The following is a 22,170-nucleotide window of genomic DNA, read 5'->3' as shown; positions in this document are numbered from 1 at the left end:
GGAACCGATAGATGAGCGACTACTCCCTGTTTACTTCCGAGTCCGTGTCCGAAGGTCATCCGGACAAGATCGCCGACCAGATCTCCGATGCGGTGCTCGACGCCATCATCACCCAGGACAAGCACGCCCGCGTGGCCTGCGAAACCCTGGTGAAGACCGGTGTGGCCATCGTCGCCGGCGAAGTGACCACCAGCGCCTGGGTCGACCTCGAACAACTGGTCCGCGACGTGATCGTCGACATCGGCTACGACAGCTCCGACGTCGGTTTCGACGGCGCCACCTGCGGCATCATCAACATCATCGGCAAGCAGTCGGTGGACATCGCCCAGGGCGTCGACCGCTCCAAGCCGGAAGACCAGGGCGCCGGCGACCAGGGCCTGATGTTCGGCTACGCCAGCAACGAGACCGACGTGCTGATGCCAGCGCCGATCTGCTTCTCCCACCGCCTGGTCGAGCGCCAGGCCGAGGCGCGCAAGTCCGGCCTGCTGCCGTGGCTGCGCCCGGACGCCAAGTCGCAGGTCACCTGCCGCTACGAAGGCGGCCGCGTGGTCGGCATCGACGCCGTGGTGCTGTCCACCCAGCACAACCCGGACGTCAAGTACGAAGACCTGCGCGAAGCGGTGATGGAGCTGATCGTCAAGCACGTGATCCCCGCCGAACTGCTGCACAAGGACACCCAGTTCCACATCAACCCGACCGGCCAGTTCATCATCGGCGGCCCGGTGGGCGACTGCGGCCTGACCGGGCGCAAGATCATCGTCGACTCCTACGGCGGCATGGCCCGCCACGGCGGCGGCGCGTTCTCCGGCAAGGACCCGTCCAAGGTCGACCGCTCGGCCGCCTACGCCGGCCGCTACGTGGCCAAGAACATCGTCGCCGCCGGCCTCGCCGAGCGCTGCGAGATCCAGGTGTCCTACGCCATCGGCGTGGCCCAGCCGACCTCCATCTCGCTGAACACCTTCGGCACCGGCAAGATCGCCGACAGCAAGATCATCCAACTGGTCCGCGAGCACTTCGACCTGCGCCCGTACGCGATCACCAAGATGCTCGACCTGCTCCACCCGATGTACCGCGCCACCGCGGCCTACGGCCACTTCGGACGCATCCCGCAGGAAATCACGGTGAACGGCGACACCTTCACCACCTTCACCTGGGAGCGCACCGACAAGGCCGCCGCCCTGCGCGACGCCGCCGGTCTCTGATCCGGCCTTGGAAGAACGCCGCCCGCCTTCCCGGCGGGCGGCGTTTTTCATTGCCGCCGGGCGCGCCGTGCGCACCGCTCACCGGTGATCGGAAACATCCATCCGTCGCTGCGCCTTATCCCTTCAACGCCGACAACGGCGCACCGAAGTTGATGTGGTAGACGTTGCCGTCGATCACCAGCGCCGGCACCGACTGCACCCCGGCGCTTTCCGCCTCGGCGACCCGCGCCGGCGCCTCGCCCAGGTGCACGATCTCCACCTGGAAGCGCGCCGGGTCGAGGGCCTGGGCCACCTGCCGCTCGGCGTCGACGCACACCGGGCAACCCGCGTGATAGAACAGAGCTGTGCTTTTCATGGGTCTTCTCCAAGCCGTTGGCGATTGCGCGCGGCCGCTTCGGCGGTGCTGCGCTAAGGTCAACCTATGCCCCGCGCTCCCGCCTGCAAAGCGGGTACGAATCGGTGAGTCACGCACTTTCTGGTGAGAATCGATGAAAACTCAGGCAAAAAAAGTTTCCCCGCCGTTGGACGACGCGAAGGTCTATCGCTGCCTCGAAGAAGTGATCGGCTGCAAATGGTCGGTCAGCGTGCTGGTCGCCGCCGGGGACGGCATCAACCGCCCCGGCGCCTTGCAGAAACACATCCCCGGCCTCTCCACCAAGGTGCTCAACGAGCGCCTGCGCAAGCTGACCCACTATGGCCTGCTGGAACAGATCCGCTACGCCGAGTCGCCGCCGCGCACCGAATACCTGCTGACCCCGTTCGGCCGCGAACTGGTCGAGCTGATCGGCCGAATCCGCCATCTCGACCAGACCGGAAGAGCCGGGCGCTCCTGACCTGTATCAACAGCGTCCGTGCCACGATGGTCGATAATGCAAACCCTATACATTGGCTACCCGAGGAATACCGCATGCTTGCGCGTCATCTGTTGCCCGCCTTCCTGCTCGCCACCTGCGCCGCCCTGCCGCTGGCCTCGTCCGCCGGGGAAAGCACCGGCTGTGCGGCCAAGCGCGAGGACATCCTGACGAAGCTCGAAGAAGCCCGCGCCCACAGCAACCACCACCGCCAGGCCGGCCTGGAAAAGGCCCTGCGCGAGGTCGAAGAACACTGCGACGACGGCTCCCTGCGCAAGGCCCGCGAGGAAAAGGTGCGCGAGGCCCGCCACAAGGTCAGCGAACGCGAGGCCGAACTGCGCGAAGAGATGGACGATGGCGACGACCTGCAAAAGATCGAGAAACGCCGGAACAAACTGGCCGAGGCGCGGGAGGAATTGCGGAAGGCTGAGGCGGAGTTGGAGCGGTGAGGCTGGTTGGCCGGTAGGAGTTTGCCGGGGGTTTTCGTGTTGGGATTGGGTTGGCGTGTGCGGCGTGCGCTGGGGACAGCATTAGTGGGGGAAGACACTCAGCCCCTCACCCCAGCCCTCTCCCGAGGGGAGAGGGAGTTCGTCCGTGCCTGACCGTAGCTCCGAGTGGTTTCCTCCCACTCGGTCTAGTCCCCTCTCCCTCCGGGAGAGGGTTAGGGTGAGGGGCGGAGCCTTGGCTGATCACGAAACCACGCTCCCTCTCCCATGAATGGGAGAGGGAGCAGTCTGCGTTGCTGGAAGTCTCTGCGACCCAACCCTGACCCGAGATGCCGACCATTCCGCCACCCGGATTTCATCCGGGCTATGTTCTGACTCGGACTTTCGGCGTTCGCCGGACAAGCCCCCTCTCCCTCGGGAGCGGGGCGCGCAGCCAGGGCTGGGGTGAGGGAGCGGACCTGATTCCCCTTCCACAGCCCAAGCCAGTCCACCACAACCTAGAAAGCCCGAAACTCCTTGTGACAAGCCTCGCAGGCATCCTCCACACGCTGCATCGGCGCGCCCAGTCGGGCCGGCTCCAGCGGTGGGCGGGTGGTTGCCTCGACCAGCGCGGCGGTGCTGCTTTCCATCTCGTCAACCAGTTCCTGGAAGCGCTCCTGGCGCTGCCACACTTCGTCCCTGGCGTTGCTCCTGTCGTCCTTCTCGACCTGCGGGAAGTGCTGCCAGGGCTGGCGCGACAACTGGTCCAGCCTGACGGCGCCTTCGGCGAAGCGCTGCTCGTCGAAGGCCAGTCGCCCGCGCAGCATGCCACCCAGGTCTTCGCTGGTCTTCAGCATCTGCTTGAACAACGCCTTGCGCTGGCCGAGCGGTGAATTCGGGTCGATCTGCCCGCAGCCGGTCAGCAGCAGGCTGGCCAGCAGGGCGATGGCGAGGGTCTTCACGGTCATTGCATCAGGGTTCGGGCTAAACGGCGGGCGACAGTATCCCCGCCCTGCCCCGGAATGCCAAACGCGGTACGTTGCCGCAGGTCAACTCGCAGGCGCCAGCTCGATCAGGCAGCAATCCACCGCGCCATCGGCCGCCAGGCACAGCTCGGCCAACCCCGCCTCGCGCTCGACGTGCAGGCAGTCGTAGCGCCCCAGCGTGCCGCAGTCGCGGCCTTCCAGGCTGACGCGCAAACCGTCGCCGGCGCTGAACAGCAGCCAGGTCGATGCCGAGCCGAACAGCCGTTGCGCGCCGTCCACCCGCAGCCAGTGCAGCCGCGCACGGTAGCGGCTGGGCGAGTAGATCAGGTTGAAATCGCGGATCGCGCCATCCAGCAGACGGCAATCCACGGCGCTGTCGCCAGAGAAGGCGAACGGGTCGAGGGCGCGCAGTTCGCGGGACTCCACGCCGTCCACCGTCAGGCGCATGCCGGCGCCTTCCAGCACGGTGATGATCCGCTGGTAGCCGGTGAAGGCGGAAAAACCGCCGGACTCGCCGACATCGGCGATCGACAGACGCCAGCCGAAGCCGTCCAGGCCTTCGCCGGCGTCGCGGGTGATTTCCAGGGTGGTGCCGGCGCCATTCTTCCACGGCATGCGTGGGTAATCGGCGGCACGTAGCAGATGCATCATGAGTGGAATCGTCCCTCCAGTCGGTAACGCGAACCCGGGTAGAGCAGCCGCGTGCTGGCCACCGCGACGCGTCCCGCCCAGGTGCGGCGGCGGATCATCAGGCAGGGCTCGCCGCGGTCGATCTTCAGCAGCTTGCATTCGGCGGGGGTGCCGAGCACCGCCTCGACCACGTGCTCGCCCTCGGTCATCGGCGCCAGCGCCATCAGGTAGGCGTTGGGGGTGATGCGGGTGAAGTCCTGCCCCAGGTAGTCGGGCGCCACGGCCGGGTTGACGTAGCGCTCCTCGATCTGCACCGGAACGCCGCTCTCGAAGTGCACCAGTTGCGAATGGAACAGCCGCTGGCCTTCGCGCAGGTCCAGGGCCATGGCCTGCTCGGGGGTCGCCCTGACCTCTTCGAGGACGATCACCTCGGCGCGGTGGGTGTGGCCCCGGCTGGCGATCTCGTCGGCGATGTTGTGCACTTCGAACAGCGCCGTCTGGCCCTTGGGTTCGGCGACGAAGGTGCCCACCCCCTGCATGCGCACCAGCAACCCCTCGGCGGTCAGCTCGCGCAGGGCGCGGTTGATGGTCATGCGGCTGAAACCCAGCTCGCTGACCAGCTCGCTCTCCGACGGGACGCGGTGATGCGGCGGCCAGGTGCCGTTGAGAATCTGCTGGGTGATCATCTGCTTGACCCGCGCGTACAGGGGCGCGGGCACGTCCCCGAGCTGCGCGGCCAATGGCATGGGTTGTGGTTTCGGCATCTGGGCGCTCCTTGGCGAGATGGCGTAGGCGGCAGTTTACGCACGCCCCGAACGTCTGTATATGTATATACAAATAAATCCATGCGTGCAGGAGCATGATTATGCCGACCTATTACGCCGAACGCGCCCTCCTCCCGGAAGGCTGGGCGCGCAACGTCCGTTTCGAAGTCGATGCCGACGGCCTGCTGGGCAGCGTCGTGGCGGACGCCAGCAGCGAAGGCGCCGAACGCCTGCACGGGCCCGTTCTGCCGGGCATGCCCAACCTCCATTCGCATGCCTTCCAGCGCGCCATGGCGGGCCTCGCCGAGGTGGCCGGCAACCCCAACGACAGCTTCTGGACCTGGCGCGAGCTGATGTACCGGCTGGTCGGCAGGCTCGGCCCGGAACACATCGAGGTGATCGCCCGCCAGCTCTACATCGAGATGCTCAAGGCCGGCTACACCGGCGTCGCCGAGTTCCACTACGTGCACCACGACCTCGACGGCCGTCCCTATGCCGACCCGGCCGAACTGGCCCTGCGGGTCAGCCAGGCGGCCCGCGACGTCGGCATCGGCCTGACCCTGCTGCCGGTGCTGTACAGCCACAGCGGCTTCGGCGGCCAGGCGCCCAACGAGGGGCAGCGGCGCTTCATCAACGGCACCGACGCCTACCTGGCGCTGCTCGAACGCCTGCGCGGGCATCTCGCCGGCCAGCCGCTGCAAGGGCTGGGGCTGTGCTTCCACTCATTGCGCGCGGTCACTCCGCAGCAGATTGCCGAGGTGCTGGTCGCCGAGCATGGCGATTGCCCGGTCCACATCCATATCGCCGAGCAGCAGAAGGAAGTCGACGACTGCCTGGCCTGGAGCGGCCGCCGTCCGTTGCAGTGGCTGTACGAGAATGTCGAGGTGGACGCGCGCTGGTGCCTGGTCCACGCCACCCACGCCGAGCCCGGCGAAGTCGCCGTGATGGCCCGCAGCGGCGCGGTGGCCGGGCTGTGCCTGACCACCGAGGCCAACCTGGGCGACGGCATCTTCCCGGCGGTGGACTACCTGGACCAGGGTGGACGCCTGGGCATCGGCTCGGACAGCCACGTGTCGGTGAGCGTGGCGGAAGAATTGCGCTGGCTGGAATACGGCCAGCGCCTGCGCGACCAGCGCCGCAACCGCCTGTACCGCGCCGACCAGCCGATGATCGGCCGCACCCTCTACGACGCCGCCCTGGCCGGCGGCGCCCAGGCCCTCGGCCAGCCGGTCGGGGCCCTGGCGGTGGGCAAGCGCGCCGACTGGCTGGTGCTGGACGGCGACGATCCCTACCTGGCCACCAGCCAGGACGACGCCCTGCTCAACCGCTGGCTGTTCGCCGGCGGCGACCGCCAGGTGCGCGACGTGATGGTCGGCGGCCGCTGGGTGGTCCGCAACGGCCACCACGCCGCCGAGGAGCAGACCGCCCGCGCCTTCGCCCAGGTGTTGCGCGAGGTGTTGGGCGCCTGACGGGGCAGATAACGCTCGTGACGGCCGTAGGGTGCGTGCCGATACGCACGTGGGAAGATCAGCGGGACGAGATCGCGCTGTCCGGTGCGCGCCAGATCAGTTTGTCGATGGCGTAGCCACGGCGCTTGGCTTCGTCCAGCAGCTTGGCACGGACTTCCGGCGTTACCTCGGGGGTCCGCGAGAGCAGCCACAGGTAGTCGTGGTCCGGGGTGCCGACCAGCGCGGTGCGGTAGTCGTCGTCCAGGTAGAGCACCCAGTAGTCGCCCTTGCCCAGCCCGGAGGCCCAGCCGTCGAAACGCACCCACAGCTTGTCGGTGTCGCCGGCCTTGCGCGGCGCGGCCTGGCCGCTGGATTCGCGCCATTCGTCCTTGGCGGTGCGGCAGCGGTTGAGCACGTCGAGGCCGCCGTCGTCCCGCAGGCGGTAGTGGGCTTCGGCCTGCACGCAAGCGCGCTGGGCGAACATCGGCAGGCGCGCCAGCTCGTGCCAGGCGCCCTGGTAGCGCCCGAGGTCGACCTTGCCGGCGGTCTTCGGTGGCACCGGGCCGGTGCCGGAGTTGGCGCAGCCGCCCAGGAGCAGCGCGGCACACAGGATCAGGGAAACGCGTAAAACCATCACTTCAAACCTTTGCCGGAGAACATCAGCACCTTGTCGCCAGCGTACTGGACGCTGATGAAAGTCTTCTGGTCGCCCCAGGTGCAACTGCTGAAACCGGCCGCGCCGGAGCACTCGGTGGGGCTGCCGAGCAACTGCTCCACTTCGGCCTTGGGCATGCCGGCCTTGAGCTGGGAATAGTTCTTCTGGTTGACCTTGCTGCACGCGGCCAGGGCCACGCAGATCGCCAGCAGGGCGAAACGGCGCAATGACATGGACATCTCCTCGGACTGGGGTCGACAGACTGAGCATAGGGTCTATTGACGCTTCGTCACGAGCCGAAACCGCAATAGACCCCAACCGGTCGGACGGAAGCCCCTTGGAGTCAGAAACCCGCGCCGGGTTCCTGCAGGTAGGCCAATTCTTCCGCCGTCGAGGGGCGACCGAGGGCCGCGTTGCGGTGCGGATAGCGGCCGAAGCGGGCGATCACCTCGCGATGGCGCTCGGCGTAGTCGAGGAAGCCGGCGAACAGCTCGCGCTCGGCGGCCGGCGCGGCGTCCAGCAGGGCCTGGAAACGCTCGACGCTGCGCTGCTGCTGGGCAAGGTCCTCGGCATGCTCGAGGACCAGGTAGACGAACACCTGGCGGATCGGCGGCAGCCCCGCCTCGAATCCCTTTTCCAGCCCCTCGGCGACCAGCGCCTGGGCGCGGGCGTCGCCGGCGAAGGCGCGCGGGCTGTCGCGATAAATCATGCGCGGCAACTGGTCGAGCAGCAGGATCAGCGCCAGCCAGCCGTCGGGCGTCGCCGCCCAGTCGCCGAGCCCGCCGTCCAGCGCCTGCCCGACCCACTCGCCGAAGCGCTCGCGCGCCTCGGCGTCCTGGCTGTCACGCTTGCCGAACCACAGTCTCTGGCGCTGCCCGGCCACCTCGGCGGCCGCGCCGCCGGCGCCGAACCACCAGTCGAGCAACGGTTGCCAGGCGGCCGGCACGGGTCACTCCTGGTGGTAGCGGGTGGCGCGCTCGACTTCTTCCTTCGAGCCGAGGAACACCGCCACGCGCTGGTGCAGGGATTCCGGCTGGATGTCGAGGATGCGCTGGTGGCCGTTGGTGGCGGCGCCGCCGGCCTGCTCGATGATGAAGGACATCGGGTTGGCCTCGTACATCAGGCGCAGCTTGCCGGGTTTCTCCGGCTCGCGGCCGTCGCGCGGGTACATGAAGATGCCGCCACGGGTGAGGATGCGGTGCACGTCGGCGACCATCGAGGCGATCCAGCGCATGTTGTAGTTCTTGCCCAGCGGGCCTTCCTTGCCGGCCAGCAGTTCGCCGACGTAGCGCTTGACCGGGGCTTCCCAGTGGCGCTCGTTGGACATGTTGATGGCGAACTCGGCGGTGCTTTCCGGCACGCGGATGCTGTCGTGGGTGAGCACGAAGCTGCCCAGCTCGCGGTCCAGGGTGAAGCCCTTGACGCCATCGCCGAGGGTCAGCATCAGCATGGTCTGCGGGCCGTAGATGGCGTAGCCGGCGGCGACCTGGCGGGTGCCCGGTTGCAGGAAGGCTTCCTCGCCGAGGGCGTCGTTCTGGCTGAAGCATTCGTTCGGGCAGCGCAATACCGAGAAGATGGTGCCGACCGAGACGTTGACGTCGATGTTGCTGGAGCCGTCCAGCGGGTCGAACACCAGCAGGTAGGCGCCTTTCGGGTACTTGCCGGGGATCTGGTAGGCGTTGTCCATCTCTTCGGAGGCCATGCCGGCCAGGTGGCCGCCCCACTCGTTGGCTTCGAGGAGGATCTCGTTGGATAGCACGTCGAGCTTCTTCTGCACTTCGCCCTGCACGTTCTCGGTGTCCATGCTGCCGAGCACGCCGCCCAGCGCGCCCTTGGACACCGCGTGGCTGATCTCCTTGCAGGCGCGCGCCACCACCTCGATAAGGAAGCGCAGATCGGCCGGAGTGTTGTTGCTGCGGGTCTGCTCGATCAGATAGCGGCTGAGGGTGACGCGGGACATGGAAGGCTCCAGAGGGGGAAGAAAAAACCCGAGCAGTTTAACGCGGAACGGGTATCGATGCCTCCCGGCGCCGACAACCTGGGCGCGCCGGCAGCCGGGAGTAGCTGCTGACACGCCCATTCCCCCCGAGTTCCCGCGTTTCGTCGCGCTCAGAAATCCAGGCTCAGGGCCACCCCCAGCGCCTGCTGCTCGTCGTCATCGCTCTTGCGGAAGGTGTAGCTCCCGCGCAGGGCCAGGCCGGGCGACAGTTGCTGGCTGAAGCCGACGCTGACGCGCTGCAACTTGTCGTCGGGCGTGTAGCCCTGCAGGTTGAAGTCGATGCCGGGCAGGCTGTTCAGCGACATCCGCAGGTCGCTGGTGTCGTCCTCGTACTCCCGCTCCTGGGCCACTTCGGCGAACAGCGCGGTGGCCGGCGACACTTGCAGGCGGCCTTGCAGGCCGACGCCCAGGCGCTTGGAGGTGCGGGTCTGGTCGTCGAAACGCAGCGACGTCGACGAGGCGCCGCTCTCGACGTAACCGTCCACCTCGACCCGCGCATAGTCGGCGCTGACGAACGGGCTCAGGTGCCAGTCGCTGCCCGGCTCGGCGATGTCGTAGCCGAAGCGGCCACCGAACGCCCACAGCGAGCCATCGGTATCGCCCTTCTCGCTGCGCGTGGCGATGCCCATGTCGAACTTGCGCTTGAGGTCGTGGTAATCGAGGTAGCCCCCGGTCAGCGCCGCCTCGCCCCACCAACGGTTGTGCTGGTACTGGACGAACGCGCTGGCGAGATAGCTGCGCAGGTCGTAGTCGGAATCGGCGGCCCCCGCCTCCAGCTCCTGGCCGTAGAAGCCGGCGGCCAGGCCGATCCGCCAGGCCTCGTCGAGCCGGTAGCTGGTGCCGAGGTTCAGGTTGTAGCCGGTGCCGTCGCCGCCGGAGGCGCTGCCCTGGCCGTCGAAGTCCAGGTGCTGGCCGCCGCCGTCGACGAAGCCGCGCCACTGGCCGACCGGCTGCCAGGCTTCCCAATCGGCCTGCCATTGCGCGCGCAGGCGGTCCTGGTGGGCGCGCAGGGTGCCGTGGGCCATCTCCGGCAGCAGGGTCAGCTCCCAGGGCGCGGCCAGCAGCGAGTAGGCGTAGTCGGCGAAGATCTGGTGGACGGCGGTGGTCGGGTGCACGCTGTCGTTGAAGATCAGCTTGCTCGGGTCCGGCGTGGCGCTGCCGATGCCCCAGGTGGCATTCGGGTTGGCGCAGCCGTCGAAGCAGGTGCCGACCAGGTCCTGGCTCGTATCGAAGCCGAAGCGCGCCGCGTCCTGGACGACCTCGCTGAACAGCAGCGGCACGTTGAGCGGGATGATTTCCGCGTCGATGGTCCGCAACTGGGCGAGCAGCTCGGTGTTCAGCGCCGTGCCCAGGGCGCCGAAGGCCTCGGCCAGCGGGGTGCCGGCCAGCGCTGGCGTGGTGCCGACGTTCGGCAGCAGCGAGACCATGATGTAGCGCGCCCCGGCGCCTTGCAGCGCGCGCACGCTGTCGGCCAGCCGCACGGCCGCTTCCTGCGCCTGGACTTCGTTGAGGACGCGCCCCTGGAGGAAGTCGTTGCCGCCGCCGTTGACGTAGAACAGCGTGTTGGGATCGAGGCTCAGGCCGCGATTGGCGAGGTCCACCAGGTAGCCGTCGCGGGTACGCGAGCCGATGATCGAGCCACCCGGCTGGGTGATCGAGGCGAAGATTTCGTCGGTGCGGTAGCCGCCCACCGCCCAGTTGTCGCCATCCGGCAGGCCCTGGGCGGCGTTCACCGGGGACGTCGAGGCCCCGAGGCCGCCGACGTCCAGCATCTGCCCGAGCAGCACCGGCGATGGATTGCCGAACACCTCTCCGCTGCCGTGCTGGTAGGTGGGGCCGACCCGGTTGGTGAAGCGCGAAGTGGCGTTGGGCGGGCCGTCCGGGTCGGGGAATTGCCCGGCATCGCTGAGGCTGTCGCCGAAGACGACCAGTCCGCTGTAGGAAGGCGCGGCGAGAAGGGAGGTGGAGAACAACGAAAGCAGACATACCGGAGCGAGCCGGAACAACGTTGTATTCATCGATGAGGTCCTTGATTGTTATTGGAAGATGGACGTCTGTTCCACTTTAGCCTGTCGACACCGCGCCGCCAGTCCCATATCCGCCGTGAATATCACGACCGCCGGCGCATGCGCCTGTTCACTTTTTCACCAGCGCCGCTATCATGCCGCCCCCGCAACCCTCCTCAGCATCCCCCATGAACAAGCTGTTGATCGTCGGCGCCGACCTCGAGCGCACCGAAACCTGGATCAAGTACGAGAAGAACCTGTGCGGTAGCTGCGTCTCCAGTTGCTGCACCCTGCCGGTCGAGGTGCGCTTCAACGACCTGCTGCGCATCGGCGTGGTGGACGAGTTCGAGCGCAGCGAACCGGCCAGGAACATCGCCAAGCGCCTGATCAAGGACGGCGTGGTCGAGCGTTTCAACCAGAAGACCGGCATCTACACCCTGGTGCGCATGAGCAACAACGACTGCCTGTACCTGGACCGCAAGACCCGCCTGTGCAGCATCTACGAGCGACGCCCGGACACCTGCCGCAACCACCCGAAGATCGGCCCACGCCCGGGATATTGCGCGTTCCGGCCAAAGCGACCCGCCTAGCTTCGGCAGGGTGCCGATACGCACGGCGGGGGCAACGCTCGCGGCTGGTCGTAGGGTGCGCCATGCGCACCGGCGGGAAGGCAGCACCCATGCTCCCAGCCAGACTCCGTGCCCGCTCCCGGCAAGCGGTGCCCCCTACCAGGGCCGATGCGCTCGGTGGGGTAGACAATGCTCGCACCCTACGGTCGTCACGAGGTCCTGGTTGGGCGCGACAGCAAACTGATCGCCATTTTTTTGACAAATAATAATCGAATTACTTAGCGCTAATCGGTATATGCCAAGTTATTGACTTGCAGCCGAACGCCATGCAGTTTTAAGCCCGTGTTCCCGACGCGACAGGAGATGCGTCGCCGACGGGAGCCGTACAAGAAGCCAACATAACGACAACAATCATCCTCCCCTCGACGAGCGCGCGGCTCCCGCATTGCCGCCAGGTGTACTCGTCGCAGCGGCCATTACCCCTGCCCGTACTAACAAGAAGCCGGCGGCAGACCGTAGCTGCAGACCCTGCAGTTGCCCGCTTCATGTTCCACGCCACCGTAGTCGTGGCGATTGCTGCTAACTGCCCGAACTGAATTTCAACTGGCGCGCGTCAGGTGGCCTGCGTTCGCCTCGAAGTTGATCACCAAGGGAGATGGGTCAATGCGTATCAGCATTTTCGGGTTGGGCTACGTCGGTGCCGTATGCGCCGGCTGCCTGTCGGCACGAGGGCACAAGGTGATCGGCGTGGACATCTCGCCGACCAAGATCGAACTGATCAACCAGGGCAAGTCGCCGATCGTCGAGCCGGGGTTGGAGGCCCTGCTGGAGCAGGGCGTGAAGGCCGGCACGCTGAGCGGCACCACCGACGTCCAGGCGGCGGTGCGCGACAGCGACCTGTCGTTCGTCTGCGTCGGCACGCCGAGCAAGCGCAACGGCGACCTGGCCCTGCACTTCATCGAATCGGTGTGCGCGGAAATCGGCGAGGCGCTGCGCGACAAGGGTGGCTGGCACACCGTCGTGGTGCGCAGCACGGTGCTGCCGGGCACCCTCAACCGCGTGGTGATCCCGGTGCTCGAAGAATGCTCGGGCAAGAAGGCCGGCGTCGATTTCGGCGTCGCGGTGAACCCCGAATTCCTCCGCGAGAGCACCGCGATCAAGGACTACAACTACCCGCCGATGACCGTGATCGGCGAGCTGGACAGCCGTTCCGGCGACCTGTTGCAGACGCTCTACGAAGAGCTGGATGCACCGATCATCCGCAAGGACATCGAAGTCGCCGAGATGATCAAGTACACCTGCAACGTCTGGCACGCCACCAAGGTCACCTTCGCCAACGAGATCGGCAACATCGCCAAGGCGGTCGGCGTCGATGGCCGCGAGGTGATGGACGTGGTCTGCCAGGACCACAAGCTCAACCTCTCCCGCTACTACATGAAGCCCGGCTTCGCCTTCGGTGGCTCGTGCCTGCCCAAGGACGTGCGCGCGCTGAACTACCGCGCCAGCCAGCTCGACGTCGAGGCGCCGCTGATCGGCTCGCTGATGCGCAGCAACGCCAGCCAGGTGCAGAACGCCTTCGACATCATCGCCAACCACGACAAGCGCAAGGTCGCCCTGCTCGGCCTGAGCTTCAAGGCCGGCACCGACGACCTGCGCGAGAGCCCGCTGGTGGAACTGGCCGAAATGCTCATCGGCAAGGGCTACGACCTCAGCATCTACGACCGCAACGTCGAGTACGCGCGGGTCCACGGGGCGAACAAGGAGTACATCGAGTCGAAGATCCCCCACGTCTCGTCGCTGCTCGACAGCGATCTGGAGCGAGTGGTCGAGCGTGCCGACCTGATCGTCCTCGGCAACGCCGACGAGCGCTTCCGCGAGCTGGTCGAGAACGCCCCGGAAGGCAAGCGGATCGTCGACCTGGTCGGCTTCATGGCGCACACCAGCCGCAACGGCAGCGAAGGCATCTGCTGGTAGACGCCCACGGGCGTCCCCTTTGGAGGATACGAACATGATTCCAGTCATCCTGTCGGGTGGTAGCGGTTCCCGTCTCTGGCCCCTGTCGCGCAAGCTGTATCCCAAGCAGTTCCTGGCGCTGACCGGACAGCGGACGCTGTTCCAGCAGACCCTGATGCGCCTCGACGCCGAGGGCATGGGCGCGCCCATCGTGGTGTGCAACGAGGAGCACCGTTTCATCGTCAGCGAACAGCTCGCCGGTATCGGCTGCAGCGCCCAGGCGGTGCTGCTCGAACCCTTCGGCCGCAACACCGCGCCGGCGATCGCCATGGTCGCCATGAAGCTGGTCGCCGAGGGTCGCGACGAGTTGCTGCTGGTGCTCCCCGCCGACCATGTGGTCGAAGACCAGAAGGCCCTGCAACGCGCCCTGGCGCTGGCCACCATCGCTGCTGAACAGGGCGCCATGGTGCTGTTCGGCGTACCGGCCAGCAAACCGGAAACCGGCTTCGGCTACATCAAGAGCCGCCCCGCCCGGGACGACCTTCCGCCGGGCGTGCTGGCGGTCGAACGGTTCGTCGAGAAACCCTCCTCGGCCAAGGCCAGCGAGTTCGTCGCCAGCGGCGACTACTTCTGGAACAGCGGCATGTTCCTGTTCCGTTGCAGCCGCTACCTGGAAGAACTGAAAGGCCACGAGCCGGACATCTACGACACCTGCCTGCTGGCCCTGGAGCGCAGCAAGCACGAGGGCGACAGCGTGGCGATCGACGAAGCCACCTTCGCCTGCTGCCCGGACAACTCCATCGACTACGCGGTGATGGAGAAGACCGGGCGCGCCTGCGTGGTACCGCTGGACGCCGGCTGGAACGACGTCGGCTGCTGGTCGTCGCTATGGGACGTGCAGGGCAAGGACGAGCACGGCAACGCGTTGCAGGGCGACGTGGTGCTGCAGGACTGCCACAACTGCCTGGTGCACGGCACCGGCAAGCTGGTCACCCTGGTCGGCCTGGACGACCTGGTGGTGGTGGAAACCAAGGATGCGGTGATGATCACCCATCGCGAGCGCAGCCAGGAGGTCAAGCAACTGGTCAACACGCTCGCCGCCCAGGGCCGCCAGGAGGCGCACAACCACACCCAGGTCTATCGCCCGTGGGGCGCCTACGACTCGGTGGACAACGGCAGCCGTTTCCAGGTCAAGCACATCACCGTCAAGCCCGGCGCGCAGTTGTCCTTGCAGATGCACCACCACCGCGCCGAGCACTGGATCGTGGTCTCCGGCACCGCCCAGGTGACCTGCGACGACAAAGTGTTCCTGCTCACCGAGAACCAGTCCACCTACATCCCCATCGCCTCGGTGCACCGCCTGGCCAACCCCGGGAAGATCCCCCTGGAGATCATCGAAGTGCAGTCCGGCAGCTACCTGGGCGAGGACGACATCCAGCGCCTGGAAGATGTCTACGGGCGCACCGGCAAGCAACGCGAGGGCGAGCCGGTGAAGACCTGAACCACGGCGCGTTGCCGGCACGAGTTGCCGGCAGCGCCGCCGACGAGCCAGAAGCGCCGCACCGACGGCGCCGCCTCCAAGAGGCAGGCTCGGGCAAGCGCCCAAGGGGCGCCGCGCCATCTTCGACTGCCATGGATCGAACGCACTCGGCCTTTCGGGAAGAAGGGGGATGTCCATGACTACAGGAACGGCAAGAATCACGGCGAGCCCGGCTGGCGCGGCGACGCGCTGGCATGACTTCAGCGTGCGTCTGTTCGGCTGGAGCCTGCTGTTCGCCTGCCTGGTGCTGCTCTCCGAACTGCTCGATCCGAGCCTGCTCGACCCACGGCACAAGCATTTCATCCTGCTGCTCGGCGCCCTCGGCACCTGGCGCTACGGCAATGCCATCGCCCACTACCTGCGTGGCATGTACTTCCTGCACTGGCGCTTCCCGGCCATGCGCCGGGCGGTGGAACGCATGGGCGACGCGGCTCTGCCGTCGCAACTGTTCATGGTGGTGACCAGCTTCCGCATCCCCGCGCAGACCACCTTCAAGGTCTACCAGTCGGTATTCCGGGAAATCCAGCGCCTGCCGGTGCCGTGCACGGTGATCGCCTCCATCGTCGAGAAGGGCGACGAGGACCTGATCAAGCAGATCATGCGCCGCGAGGTGCAGGGCCGCGACGACATCCGCCTGCTCATCGTGCGGGCCCGTGGCACCGGCAAGCGCGACGGCCTGGCCCATGCCTTCCGCGCCCTGTCGCGGCGCATGCCGGGCAACGACGCGGTGGTCGGCGTGGTCGATGGCGACACCATGCTGCTGCCCGGTTGCGTGGCCAACGCGGTGAAGTTCTTCGCCTACCTGCCCGACGTCGGCGGCATCACCACCAACGAATTCTGCGAGGTCGAGGGCGGCAAGCTGATCCGCGAGTGGCACTCGCTGCGCTTCGCCCAGCGCCACATCAACATGTGCTCCATGGCCCTGTCGCGGCGCGTGCTGACCATGACCGGGCGGCTGTCGTTCTTCCGCGCGCGGGTGATGACCGACCCGGAGTTCATCCGCGACGTCGAGGCCGACTTCCTCGAACACTGGCGCCTCGGCCGCTTCCAGTTCCTCACCGGCGACGACAAGTCCTCCTGGTTCAGCCTGATGCGCGCCGGCTGGGACACCTTCTACGTCCCCGACAGCAACACCCTCACCGTCGAGCATCCGCCAGACAAGAACTTCCTGCGCGCCACCCGCCAACTGATGTTCCGCTGGTACGGCAACTCGCTGCGCCAGAACTTCCGCGCCACCCGCCTGCTGGGTTTCCGCCAACTGGGGATGTTCGCCATGTACGTGCTCTACGACCAACGCGTTTCCATGTGGACCAGCCTGCTCGGGCTGACCGCCTCGCTGACGGCCGCGCTGCTCTACGGCGCGCAGTTCCTGGTGGTCTACCTGTTCTGGATCCTGCTCTCGCGGACCCTGGTGACGCTGCTGATGCCGTTCTCCGGGCACCGGGTCGATCCGCTCTACCCGCTGGTTCTCTATTACAACCAGATCCTCGGCTCGCTGATGAAGATCCACGCCATGTTCCACATGGACCAGCAGAGCTGGACCCGTCAGAAGACCACTCTCAGCGGCGGTGCCGCCGGGCTCGACCTGGCCCTCAACCGCCTGACCTCGAAAACCATGCTGGCGTCCTCCGTCGCGCTGTTCTTCGGAGCCGTCGCCCTGCTGTTGCAAGCCACCCAACCCTGAGCGCGAGGCGAACACCCATGAGCACTGTCGGAAACCTGTCCGCCAATGTGGTCCACGAGGCGATCGACGAACGCCAGTACGTGCGCACCAAGATTCCCGCCAAGGTCACCCTGAGCGGCGGCGGCATCCCACCCACCGAGTGCCAGATCGAGGACATCTCCCTCGGCGGCCTCGGCCTGAACTGCGAGCAGCCGCTGAAGATCGGCAGCCTGCTGTACGCCTCGATCCACCTGCGCCTCAACGCGGTGGTGCTGAACATCGACGCCAGGATCAAGGTGGTGTCCCAGCGCGGCCCCCTGGTCGGCACCGAGTTCATCGAGCTGGACGAGCAGAAGCGCGACATCCTGCGCTACCTGATCAGCGCCTACATGTCCGGGGAGATCGCCGACATCAACGGCCTGCTCCACGTCTTGCAGCGGGAGAACTACATCAAGCAGCGCAAGCACAAGGCGAGCACCTCGCGCAGCCTCTGGGAGCGCCTGCGCGCCGCCTTCGGCAGCCTGCTGTTCCTCGCCGCCGGCCTGTTGGTCGCCAGCCTGCTGCTGCACAAGCTGTACCTGCTGTTCTTCCACGTCGCCGCCAGCCAGGCGCTGGTCAGCGCCAACGCCTACGTGGTGAGCATGCCGGAGAACGGCTACGTCAAGCTGCTGGTCGATCCTCGGCAACCCCGGGTCGCCGTCGGCCAGCCGATCGCCAGCGTCTCCACCCAACTGGCCACCAGCATCAACACCCCGTCCGACCTGGAAGCCCTGGCCCGCCTCGCTCCGGCCGACGCCGAAGCGCTGCTCAACCGCTCGCTGGTGGAGACGGTGATCGCCAGCCCCTGCGACTGCGAGGTGTATTTCCCCACCAAGCGCCCGGACGGCTACGCCTACAAGTACGACGAACTGGCACACCTGCTGCCTGTGGACGAGGGCCTGTTCGTCCAGGCCAGCTTCCCCTTCGACCGGCTCAAGGACGTCAACCGCGTCTCCCGGGTCGAGCTGAGCCTGTTCGGCGGCGGCGAGCCGATCGCCGGCACCGTGGTCGACTCGGCCCTGGACAGCGAGAACCAGGCCCTGGTGCTGACCATCCAGCCCGCCGAACCGCTGCCGCGCGAAGCCTACCGCAAGCCGCTGGCGGTGGACGTCTACCTCGGCCTGCCGTTCTCCGGGCTGCTGGCCGAGCTGCGCCGGGAGTAGCCGCCATGAGCCGCGCGAAGTCCCTCGCCCCGCGGTTCTGCGCCGCCGCCCTGGCAGCCTTGCTGGCAGGCGCGGCGCAGGCGGACAGCCTGGCGCAGATCCGCTATCGCCTGCACCAGGACCCGCGCGCCGAGGTCGAGCCGCAGTTGCGCGCCCTGGCCGAGCGGGGCGAGCGCGGTGCGCAGTTGCTGCTCGCCGAACGGCTGTCCGGCTCCGCCGACACGCAGCGGGTCCAGGAGGCCATCGGGCTGTACCAGAGCGCCTTCGACCAGGGGCGCGGCGAACTCGGCGCGCTCAGCCGCCTGGCCGCGCTGGTGGCCGGCAACACCCTGTACCGCGCGCACAACCAGGCGTTCTTCCAGGACGCCGTGCGGCGCTACCCGCAGACCCGCGACTTCCGCACCCTGTCCAATACCCTCGAGGTGTTCCTGGTCTATCCCGAGGACTTCCCGGCGGAGCGGGCACAGCAGTTGATCGAACTCTACGAGCGCGCCTGCGTGGAGGACTGCCGGGCCCTCACCTACCGCGCCGCACTGGCCGAACAGCAGGGCCGGAAGTCCATGGCCGAGAGCTACTGGCGACGCGCGATGCTCGACGACGCGCGCGCGGTGGAGCGCTACTACTACAGCCTCGGCGACCGCCAGGACGAGCTGTTCCCGGCCTACGCCAAGGAGCTGATGGCGCGGATGGACGAGCTGCCGATGCCGGTGACGCAGGCCATCGGCAGTCTGCTCAGCAGCATCGCCCGCGAGCACGACCCGGACGTGCTGGCCTGGCTGGACCACGCCAGCGGGCGCGGCTCGGTGGCGGCCATGCAGTCCAAGGCCAGCTACATGATGTCCTCGGCCAGCCACTACCAGCCCGCCGAGGTGTTCGCCCTTATCGACCGCATCGAGGCCGTGCAGTCGCAGCAGGGACGAGCCCTGCGCGCCTCGGCCTACATGGTCCGCGCCTGGCCGACCCTCGATCCGTTCAAGGCCCACGAACTGATCCTCGGCCTGCTCGCCGAGGGCTACCAGAACGCCTACCTCAACCTCGGCGAACTGCACAGCATGGGCGGCCTCGACGAGGTGGACCAGTTCAAGGCGATCGAGGCCTACCAGCAGCTCACCGAACAGGGCTTCGCCTCGGCCTTCTACCGCATCGCCAACCTCTACGCCCACGCCAAGGGCATCTGCAACGACCGGGTCAAGGCCTACGCCTACGCGCGTATCGCCGTGGACTACGGCGAACTGGGCGCGCGCAAGTTCCTCCGCGAACTGGAGGGCGAGATCAGCCAGCAGGAACTGGCCGACGCCCAGCGCGCACGCAGCGACATCCTGAAGAACGTCAAGGTCCAGCTATGAGGAACCACCACATGCCAAGGAACATCGGCAAGCACACCGCGCACTGGCTGGGCTGGGCCCTGCTGCTCGGCTGCGGCCTGGCGCGGGCGGAAGACAGCGGGGAAGCCACGGCACCCGCCGGGGAAAGCGTGCCGGCCGGAGACGCCGCGCCGGCGGCGGACACCCTGGAGATCGGCCACAAGTTCACCGTGCAGGGCGGCTACGGCCCGCAGGACTCGAACCTCAGCGAGGACTACGAGCCCTTCTACGGCCTGCGCTACGAACCCTCGCTGTCGTGGTTCAGCCCGGAGCGCCAGTGGCCGGTCTGGCAGGGCTTCGTGCGCGCCTGGTTCAACTACAACTCGAGCCAGGCCAGTACGCCGTTCCAGGAGCAGGACCTGGACCGCGAGCGGCGCCAGGTCGAGCACTTCAGCGCCGAGCTGCGCGAGTTCTACCTGCGCCGCAACCTGATCGGCGACGACCCGCGCTTCTCCCTGGCCCTGGGCCGCCAGCGCTATGCCGACTACTACGGCATGTGGTGGGACGACAGCCTGGAATCGCTGCGCTTCGACTACAGCGACGACTTCGCCAGCGGCTTCTTCGCCGTCGGCCAGCGCTTCTTCTACTACAACAGCGACTCCAACAGCCTGGACGACGGCGCCCGTTCGATCCTCTACGGCTTCGGCGAATACGCCTGGCGCTGGCAGGCCAAGCACTGGGCCGGCACGCGCGTGCTGCTGGAGTACGACCACTCCGGCGCCGACCCGGACGACCCGACCGACTTCAAGGGCGGCCGCCTCGGCCTGTTCGCCCACGGCGACGACCTGGACTGGGGCCCGATCAGCGATTACCGGGTGGAACTGGCGCTGCTCGCCGGCCGGGTACGCGCCACCAGCGCCGCGCCGGCCGAGACCAGCGAGCACCACGACAGCCGTGGCTGGGCGCTGGTCGGCGACCTCGGCAAGCGCTTCGACGACTGGCCCTGGCAGCCGCGCATCGCCCTGCGCGCCGGGATCACCGACAAGCCTGACGACGAGTTCGACGGCTTCGGCTTCAACGAACTGCAATCGGACCGGGTCAGCGGCCGCGAGACCTATTCCAGCGGCCTGCTCGGCTCCTTCATCAGCGTCAACCTGCGCAACCTGGCGTTCTACGGCATCGCCGTGGAAACCCGCCCGCAGCCACGCCACTACTTCGACGTGCGGGTCTCCGACCTGTACCTGCGCGACCCCGACCAGGACCTGCCGCTGCGCATCTCCCCCGAACTGCTGGCGCCACCCACGGCGCCGGGGCAGGCCAACCCGATCACCGGCAGCAAGTCGCTCGGCCAGGTGCTCGACCTCAATTACTACTGGGAGATGTTCCCCTTCGCCATCCAGGGCCGGCAACTCAACCTCGACCTGCTGTTCAGCGCCGGCTACTTCCTGGCCGGCAACGCCGTCCGTGGTCTGGACGACGACTACCAACTCTCCTTCGGCGCGGTTCTTCGCTACTAACGGAAAGGTGCGGCCATGATCTTCACATCGAACGTCTTCCTGTTCCTGTTCCTGCCGGTGTTCCTGATCGTCTACTACCTGGTCAAGGACTCCTGGCGGTCCTACGTGATCGTCCTCGGCAGCTACCTGTTCTACGCCTGGTGGCGCCCGGACTTCCTGCTGCTGTTCGTCGCCATTTCCTACTGGAACTACTGGTTCGGCCTGCGCATCAAGGCCTGCCTGGACCGTGACGACAAGCGCCTGGCCTTCCGCCTGCTGACCGTCGGGGTGATCGGCGACCTGGCCGCCCTCGGCTACTTCAAGTACGCCAACTTCGGCGTCGAGGTGATCGCCGCCGCGCTGGCGCCGCTGGGCATCAACACCTTCACCCTGGAACACATCATCCTGCCGCTGGGCATCTCCTTCTACGTGTTCCAGGCGATCAGCTACATCGTCGACATCTACCGCAAGCAGGCCGAGCCGACCAACCGCTTCGTCGACTTCGCCGCCTTCATCGCCCTGTTCCCGCAACTGATCGCCGGGCCGATCCTGCGCTACAACCAGATGGACCAGCAGTTGCGCCAGCGCACCCACTCACTGGAGCTGTTCTCCCTGGGTGCCTGCCGCTTCATGCTCGGCTTCGTCAAGAAGGTGCTGATCGCCGACTCGCTGGCGCCGATGAACACCCTGTTCATGGGCGAGCCGGACCTGCAGATGGCCGACGCCTGGTTCGGCGTGGCGGTGTCGCTGTTGCAGTTGTACTTCGACTTCTCCGGCTACAGCGACATGGCCATCGGCCTCGGCATGATGATGGGCTTCCGTTTCCCGGAGAACTTCAACCAGCCGTTCCTCTGCCAGAGCCTCACCGAGTTCTGGCGACGCTGGCACCTGACCCTCGCCGACTTCCTGCGCGACTACGTCTACCTGCCGATCGTCCGCAGCCGCAAGGTCGGCGCCGATGGCGCGCTGTTCCTGACCATGATGCTGTCCGGCTTCTGGCACGGCGCGAGCTTCTCCTTCATCGGCTTCGGGCTGTACTTCGGCTTCTTCATGGTGCTGGAACGCAAGCTCGGCCTGACCACCAAGATCGACGCCCCCTACAAGCTCTGGCGCAACCTGCTCGCCATGACCATGGTGGTGTTCTGCATGCCGCTGTTCGTCGCCGGCAACCTGGACCGCGCCATCGAGATCTACATCGGCATGCTCGGCCTGCGCGGGCTGGGCGGCCTGGAGCTGTACTACATCGGCACCTCCGCCCTGACCATGTCCTTCGTGCTGGTGGCGCTGGCCTGGATCGTCGGCGCCGGCGTGCTCAACCGCCGCTTCTACGCCGGCCACAAGGAGGGCTACCTGATGCAGCACGTCGGCGGCCTGAGCGCCGTGCTGCTGTGGGCTGCCTTCGGCCTGTCGATCAGCCGCCTGGCCGCCAATTCCTTCTCGCCGTTCCTGTACTTCCAGTTCTGATGAGGAGATCGCC

Annotated in this window: 21 protein-coding genes; 12 read left to right on the top strand and 9 right to left on the bottom strand. The window is 67.1% G+C overall.

Annotated features, from left to right (window positions below; translation table 11 throughout):
- Window positions 1-11: 11 nt before the first annotated feature.
- Window positions 12-1,202, top strand: a complete 1,191-nt coding sequence (gene metK / locus PSEWESI4_RS08030) for a methionine adenosyltransferase (RefSeq protein ID WP_187670675.1) — start codon at window positions 12-14, stop codon at window positions 1,200-1,202.
- A gap of 115 nt (window positions 1,203-1,317) precedes the next feature.
- On the opposite strand, the gene PSEWESI4_RS08025 is transcribed toward metK, so the two are convergent.
- The gene (locus tag PSEWESI4_RS08025; protein WP_187670674.1) at window positions 1,318-1,557 is read right to left on the bottom strand and encodes a thioredoxin family protein; all 240 of its coding nucleotides are present in this window, start codon (window positions 1,555-1,557) and stop codon (window positions 1,318-1,320) included.
- 133 nt (window positions 1,558-1,690) lie between these two features.
- Here PSEWESI4_RS08025 and PSEWESI4_RS08020 point away from each other — a divergent pair, with 133 nt between their 5' ends.
- Both PSEWESI4_RS08020 and PSEWESI4_RS08015 read left to right on the top strand, forming a co-directional pair.
- Entirely contained in the window at window positions 1,691-2,035 is a 345-nt protein-coding gene (locus PSEWESI4_RS08020; RefSeq protein WP_187670673.1) for a winged helix-turn-helix transcriptional regulator, read from the top strand.
- A gap of 74 nt (window positions 2,036-2,109) precedes the next feature.
- Window positions 2,110-2,502, top strand: a complete 393-nt coding sequence (locus tag PSEWESI4_RS08015; protein ID WP_187670672.1) for a DUF1090 domain-containing protein — start codon at window positions 2,110-2,112, stop codon at window positions 2,500-2,502.
- A gap of 494 nt (window positions 2,503-2,996) precedes the next feature.
- Here the strand turns inward: PSEWESI4_RS08015 and PSEWESI4_RS08010 are convergent, their stop codons facing one another.
- The 3 genes from PSEWESI4_RS08010 to hutC all read right to left on the bottom strand — a co-directional run bounded on the left by PSEWESI4_RS08010 (window position 2,997) and on the right by hutC (window position 4,858).
- Window positions 2,997-3,446 carry a c-type cytochrome gene (locus PSEWESI4_RS08010; RefSeq protein ID WP_187670671.1) on the bottom strand — a complete coding sequence of 150 codons (450 nt, stop codon included), beginning with the start codon at window positions 3,444-3,446 and terminating at the stop codon, window positions 2,997-2,999.
- An 81-nt stretch (window positions 3,447-3,527) separates the two neighbouring features.
- Entirely contained in the window at window positions 3,528-4,115 is a 588-nt protein-coding gene (locus PSEWESI4_RS08005; RefSeq protein WP_187670670.1) for a HutD/Ves family protein, read from the bottom strand.
- Window positions 4,112-4,858, bottom strand: coding sequence for a histidine utilization repressor (gene hutC, locus PSEWESI4_RS08000; protein ID WP_187670669.1), 747 nt, complete (start codon window positions 4,856-4,858; stop codon window positions 4,112-4,114). Before hutC ends, PSEWESI4_RS08005 begins: the two co-directional genes overlap by 4 nt.
- 101 nt (window positions 4,859-4,959) lie before the next feature.
- On the opposite strand from hutC, the gene PSEWESI4_RS07995 reads away from it, so the two are divergent.
- Window positions 4,960-6,327, top strand: coding sequence for a formimidoylglutamate deiminase (locus PSEWESI4_RS07995; protein ID WP_187670668.1), 1,368 nt, complete (start codon window positions 4,960-4,962; stop codon window positions 6,325-6,327).
- Between the two features lie 58 nt (window positions 6,328-6,385).
- On the opposite strand, the gene PSEWESI4_RS07990 is transcribed toward PSEWESI4_RS07995, so the two are convergent.
- The 5 genes from PSEWESI4_RS07990 to estP form a co-directional block, all read right to left on the bottom strand.
- Entirely contained in the window at window positions 6,386-6,940 is a 555-nt protein-coding gene (locus PSEWESI4_RS07990; protein WP_187670667.1) for a lipocalin family protein, read from the bottom strand.
- The gene (bamE, locus tag PSEWESI4_RS07985) at window positions 6,940-7,194 is read right to left on the bottom strand and encodes an outer membrane protein assembly factor BamE domain-containing protein (protein ID WP_187670666.1); all 255 of its coding nucleotides are present in this window, start codon (window positions 7,192-7,194) and stop codon (window positions 6,940-6,942) included. The genes PSEWESI4_RS07990 and bamE overlap by 1 nt, the downstream gene beginning before the upstream one ends.
- Window positions 7,195-7,304: 110 nt before the next feature.
- Window positions 7,305-7,907: a DUF924 family protein gene (locus PSEWESI4_RS07980; RefSeq protein ID WP_187670665.1), complete on the bottom strand. Its 603-nt coding sequence runs from the start codon at window positions 7,905-7,907 to the stop codon at window positions 7,305-7,307.
- A gap of 3 nt (window positions 7,908-7,910) precedes the next feature.
- Window positions 7,911-8,921, bottom strand: a complete 1,011-nt coding sequence (locus PSEWESI4_RS07975) for a class 1 fructose-bisphosphatase (RefSeq protein ID WP_187670664.1) — start codon at window positions 8,919-8,921, stop codon at window positions 7,911-7,913.
- Between the two features lie 149 nt (window positions 8,922-9,070).
- A complete protein-coding gene (gene estP, locus PSEWESI4_RS07970; RefSeq protein WP_187670663.1) occupies window positions 9,071-10,978 on the bottom strand; it encodes an esterase EstP in 1,908 nt (635 codons plus the stop codon).
- 176 nt (window positions 10,979-11,154) lie between these two features.
- Here estP and PSEWESI4_RS07965 point away from each other — a divergent pair, with 176 nt between their 5' ends.
- From PSEWESI4_RS07965 to PSEWESI4_RS07930, 8 genes are all read left to right on the top strand, one after another.
- Window positions 11,155-11,556, top strand: a complete 402-nt coding sequence (locus tag PSEWESI4_RS07965) for a YkgJ family cysteine cluster protein (protein WP_187670662.1) — start codon at window positions 11,155-11,157, stop codon at window positions 11,554-11,556.
- Window positions 11,557-12,198: 642 nt separating this feature from the next.
- Window positions 12,199-13,509 (top strand): GDP-mannose 6-dehydrogenase, encoded by a 1,311-nt coding sequence (algD, locus tag PSEWESI4_RS07960; RefSeq protein WP_187670661.1) that lies wholly within the window; start codon window positions 12,199-12,201, stop codon window positions 13,507-13,509.
- Between the two features lie 34 nt (window positions 13,510-13,543).
- Window positions 13,544-14,989 carry a mannose-1-phosphate guanylyltransferase/mannose-6-phosphate isomerase gene (locus PSEWESI4_RS07955; protein WP_187670660.1) on the top strand — a complete coding sequence of 482 codons (1,446 nt, stop codon included), beginning with the start codon at window positions 13,544-13,546 and terminating at the stop codon, window positions 14,987-14,989.
- A gap of 175 nt (window positions 14,990-15,164) precedes the next feature.
- The gene (locus tag PSEWESI4_RS07950) at window positions 15,165-16,712 is read left to right on the top strand and encodes a glycosyltransferase (protein WP_187670659.1); all 1,548 of its coding nucleotides are present in this window, start codon (window positions 15,165-15,167) and stop codon (window positions 16,710-16,712) included.
- A 17-nt stretch (window positions 16,713-16,729) separates the two neighbouring features.
- Window positions 16,730-17,893 carry a PilZ domain-containing protein gene (locus PSEWESI4_RS25280; protein ID WP_187670658.1) on the top strand — a complete coding sequence of 388 codons (1,164 nt, stop codon included), beginning with the start codon at window positions 16,730-16,732 and terminating at the stop codon, window positions 17,891-17,893.
- 5 nt (window positions 17,894-17,898) lie between these two features.
- Window positions 17,899-19,239, top strand: coding sequence for a sel1 repeat family protein (locus PSEWESI4_RS07940; protein ID WP_187670657.1), 1,341 nt, complete (start codon window positions 17,899-17,901; stop codon window positions 19,237-19,239).
- A gap of 11 nt (window positions 19,240-19,250) precedes the next feature.
- Entirely contained in the window at window positions 19,251-20,714 is a 1,464-nt protein-coding gene (locus PSEWESI4_RS07935) for an alginate export family protein (protein ID WP_187670656.1), read from the top strand.
- Window positions 20,715-20,729: 15 nt separating this feature from the next.
- The gene (locus tag PSEWESI4_RS07930; RefSeq protein WP_187670655.1) at window positions 20,730-22,157 is read left to right on the top strand and encodes an MBOAT family O-acyltransferase; all 1,428 of its coding nucleotides are present in this window, start codon (window positions 20,730-20,732) and stop codon (window positions 22,155-22,157) included.
- Window positions 22,158-22,170: the final 13 nt, after the last annotated feature.

The organism is Zestomonas carbonaria, assembly GCF_904061905.1.
Taxonomy (GTDB): domain Bacteria; phylum Pseudomonadota; class Gammaproteobacteria; order Pseudomonadales; family Pseudomonadaceae; genus Aquipseudomonas; species Aquipseudomonas carbonaria.
Note: the sequence above shows the minus strand (reverse complement) of the source record. Positions and strands in the feature narration are given on the sequence as shown.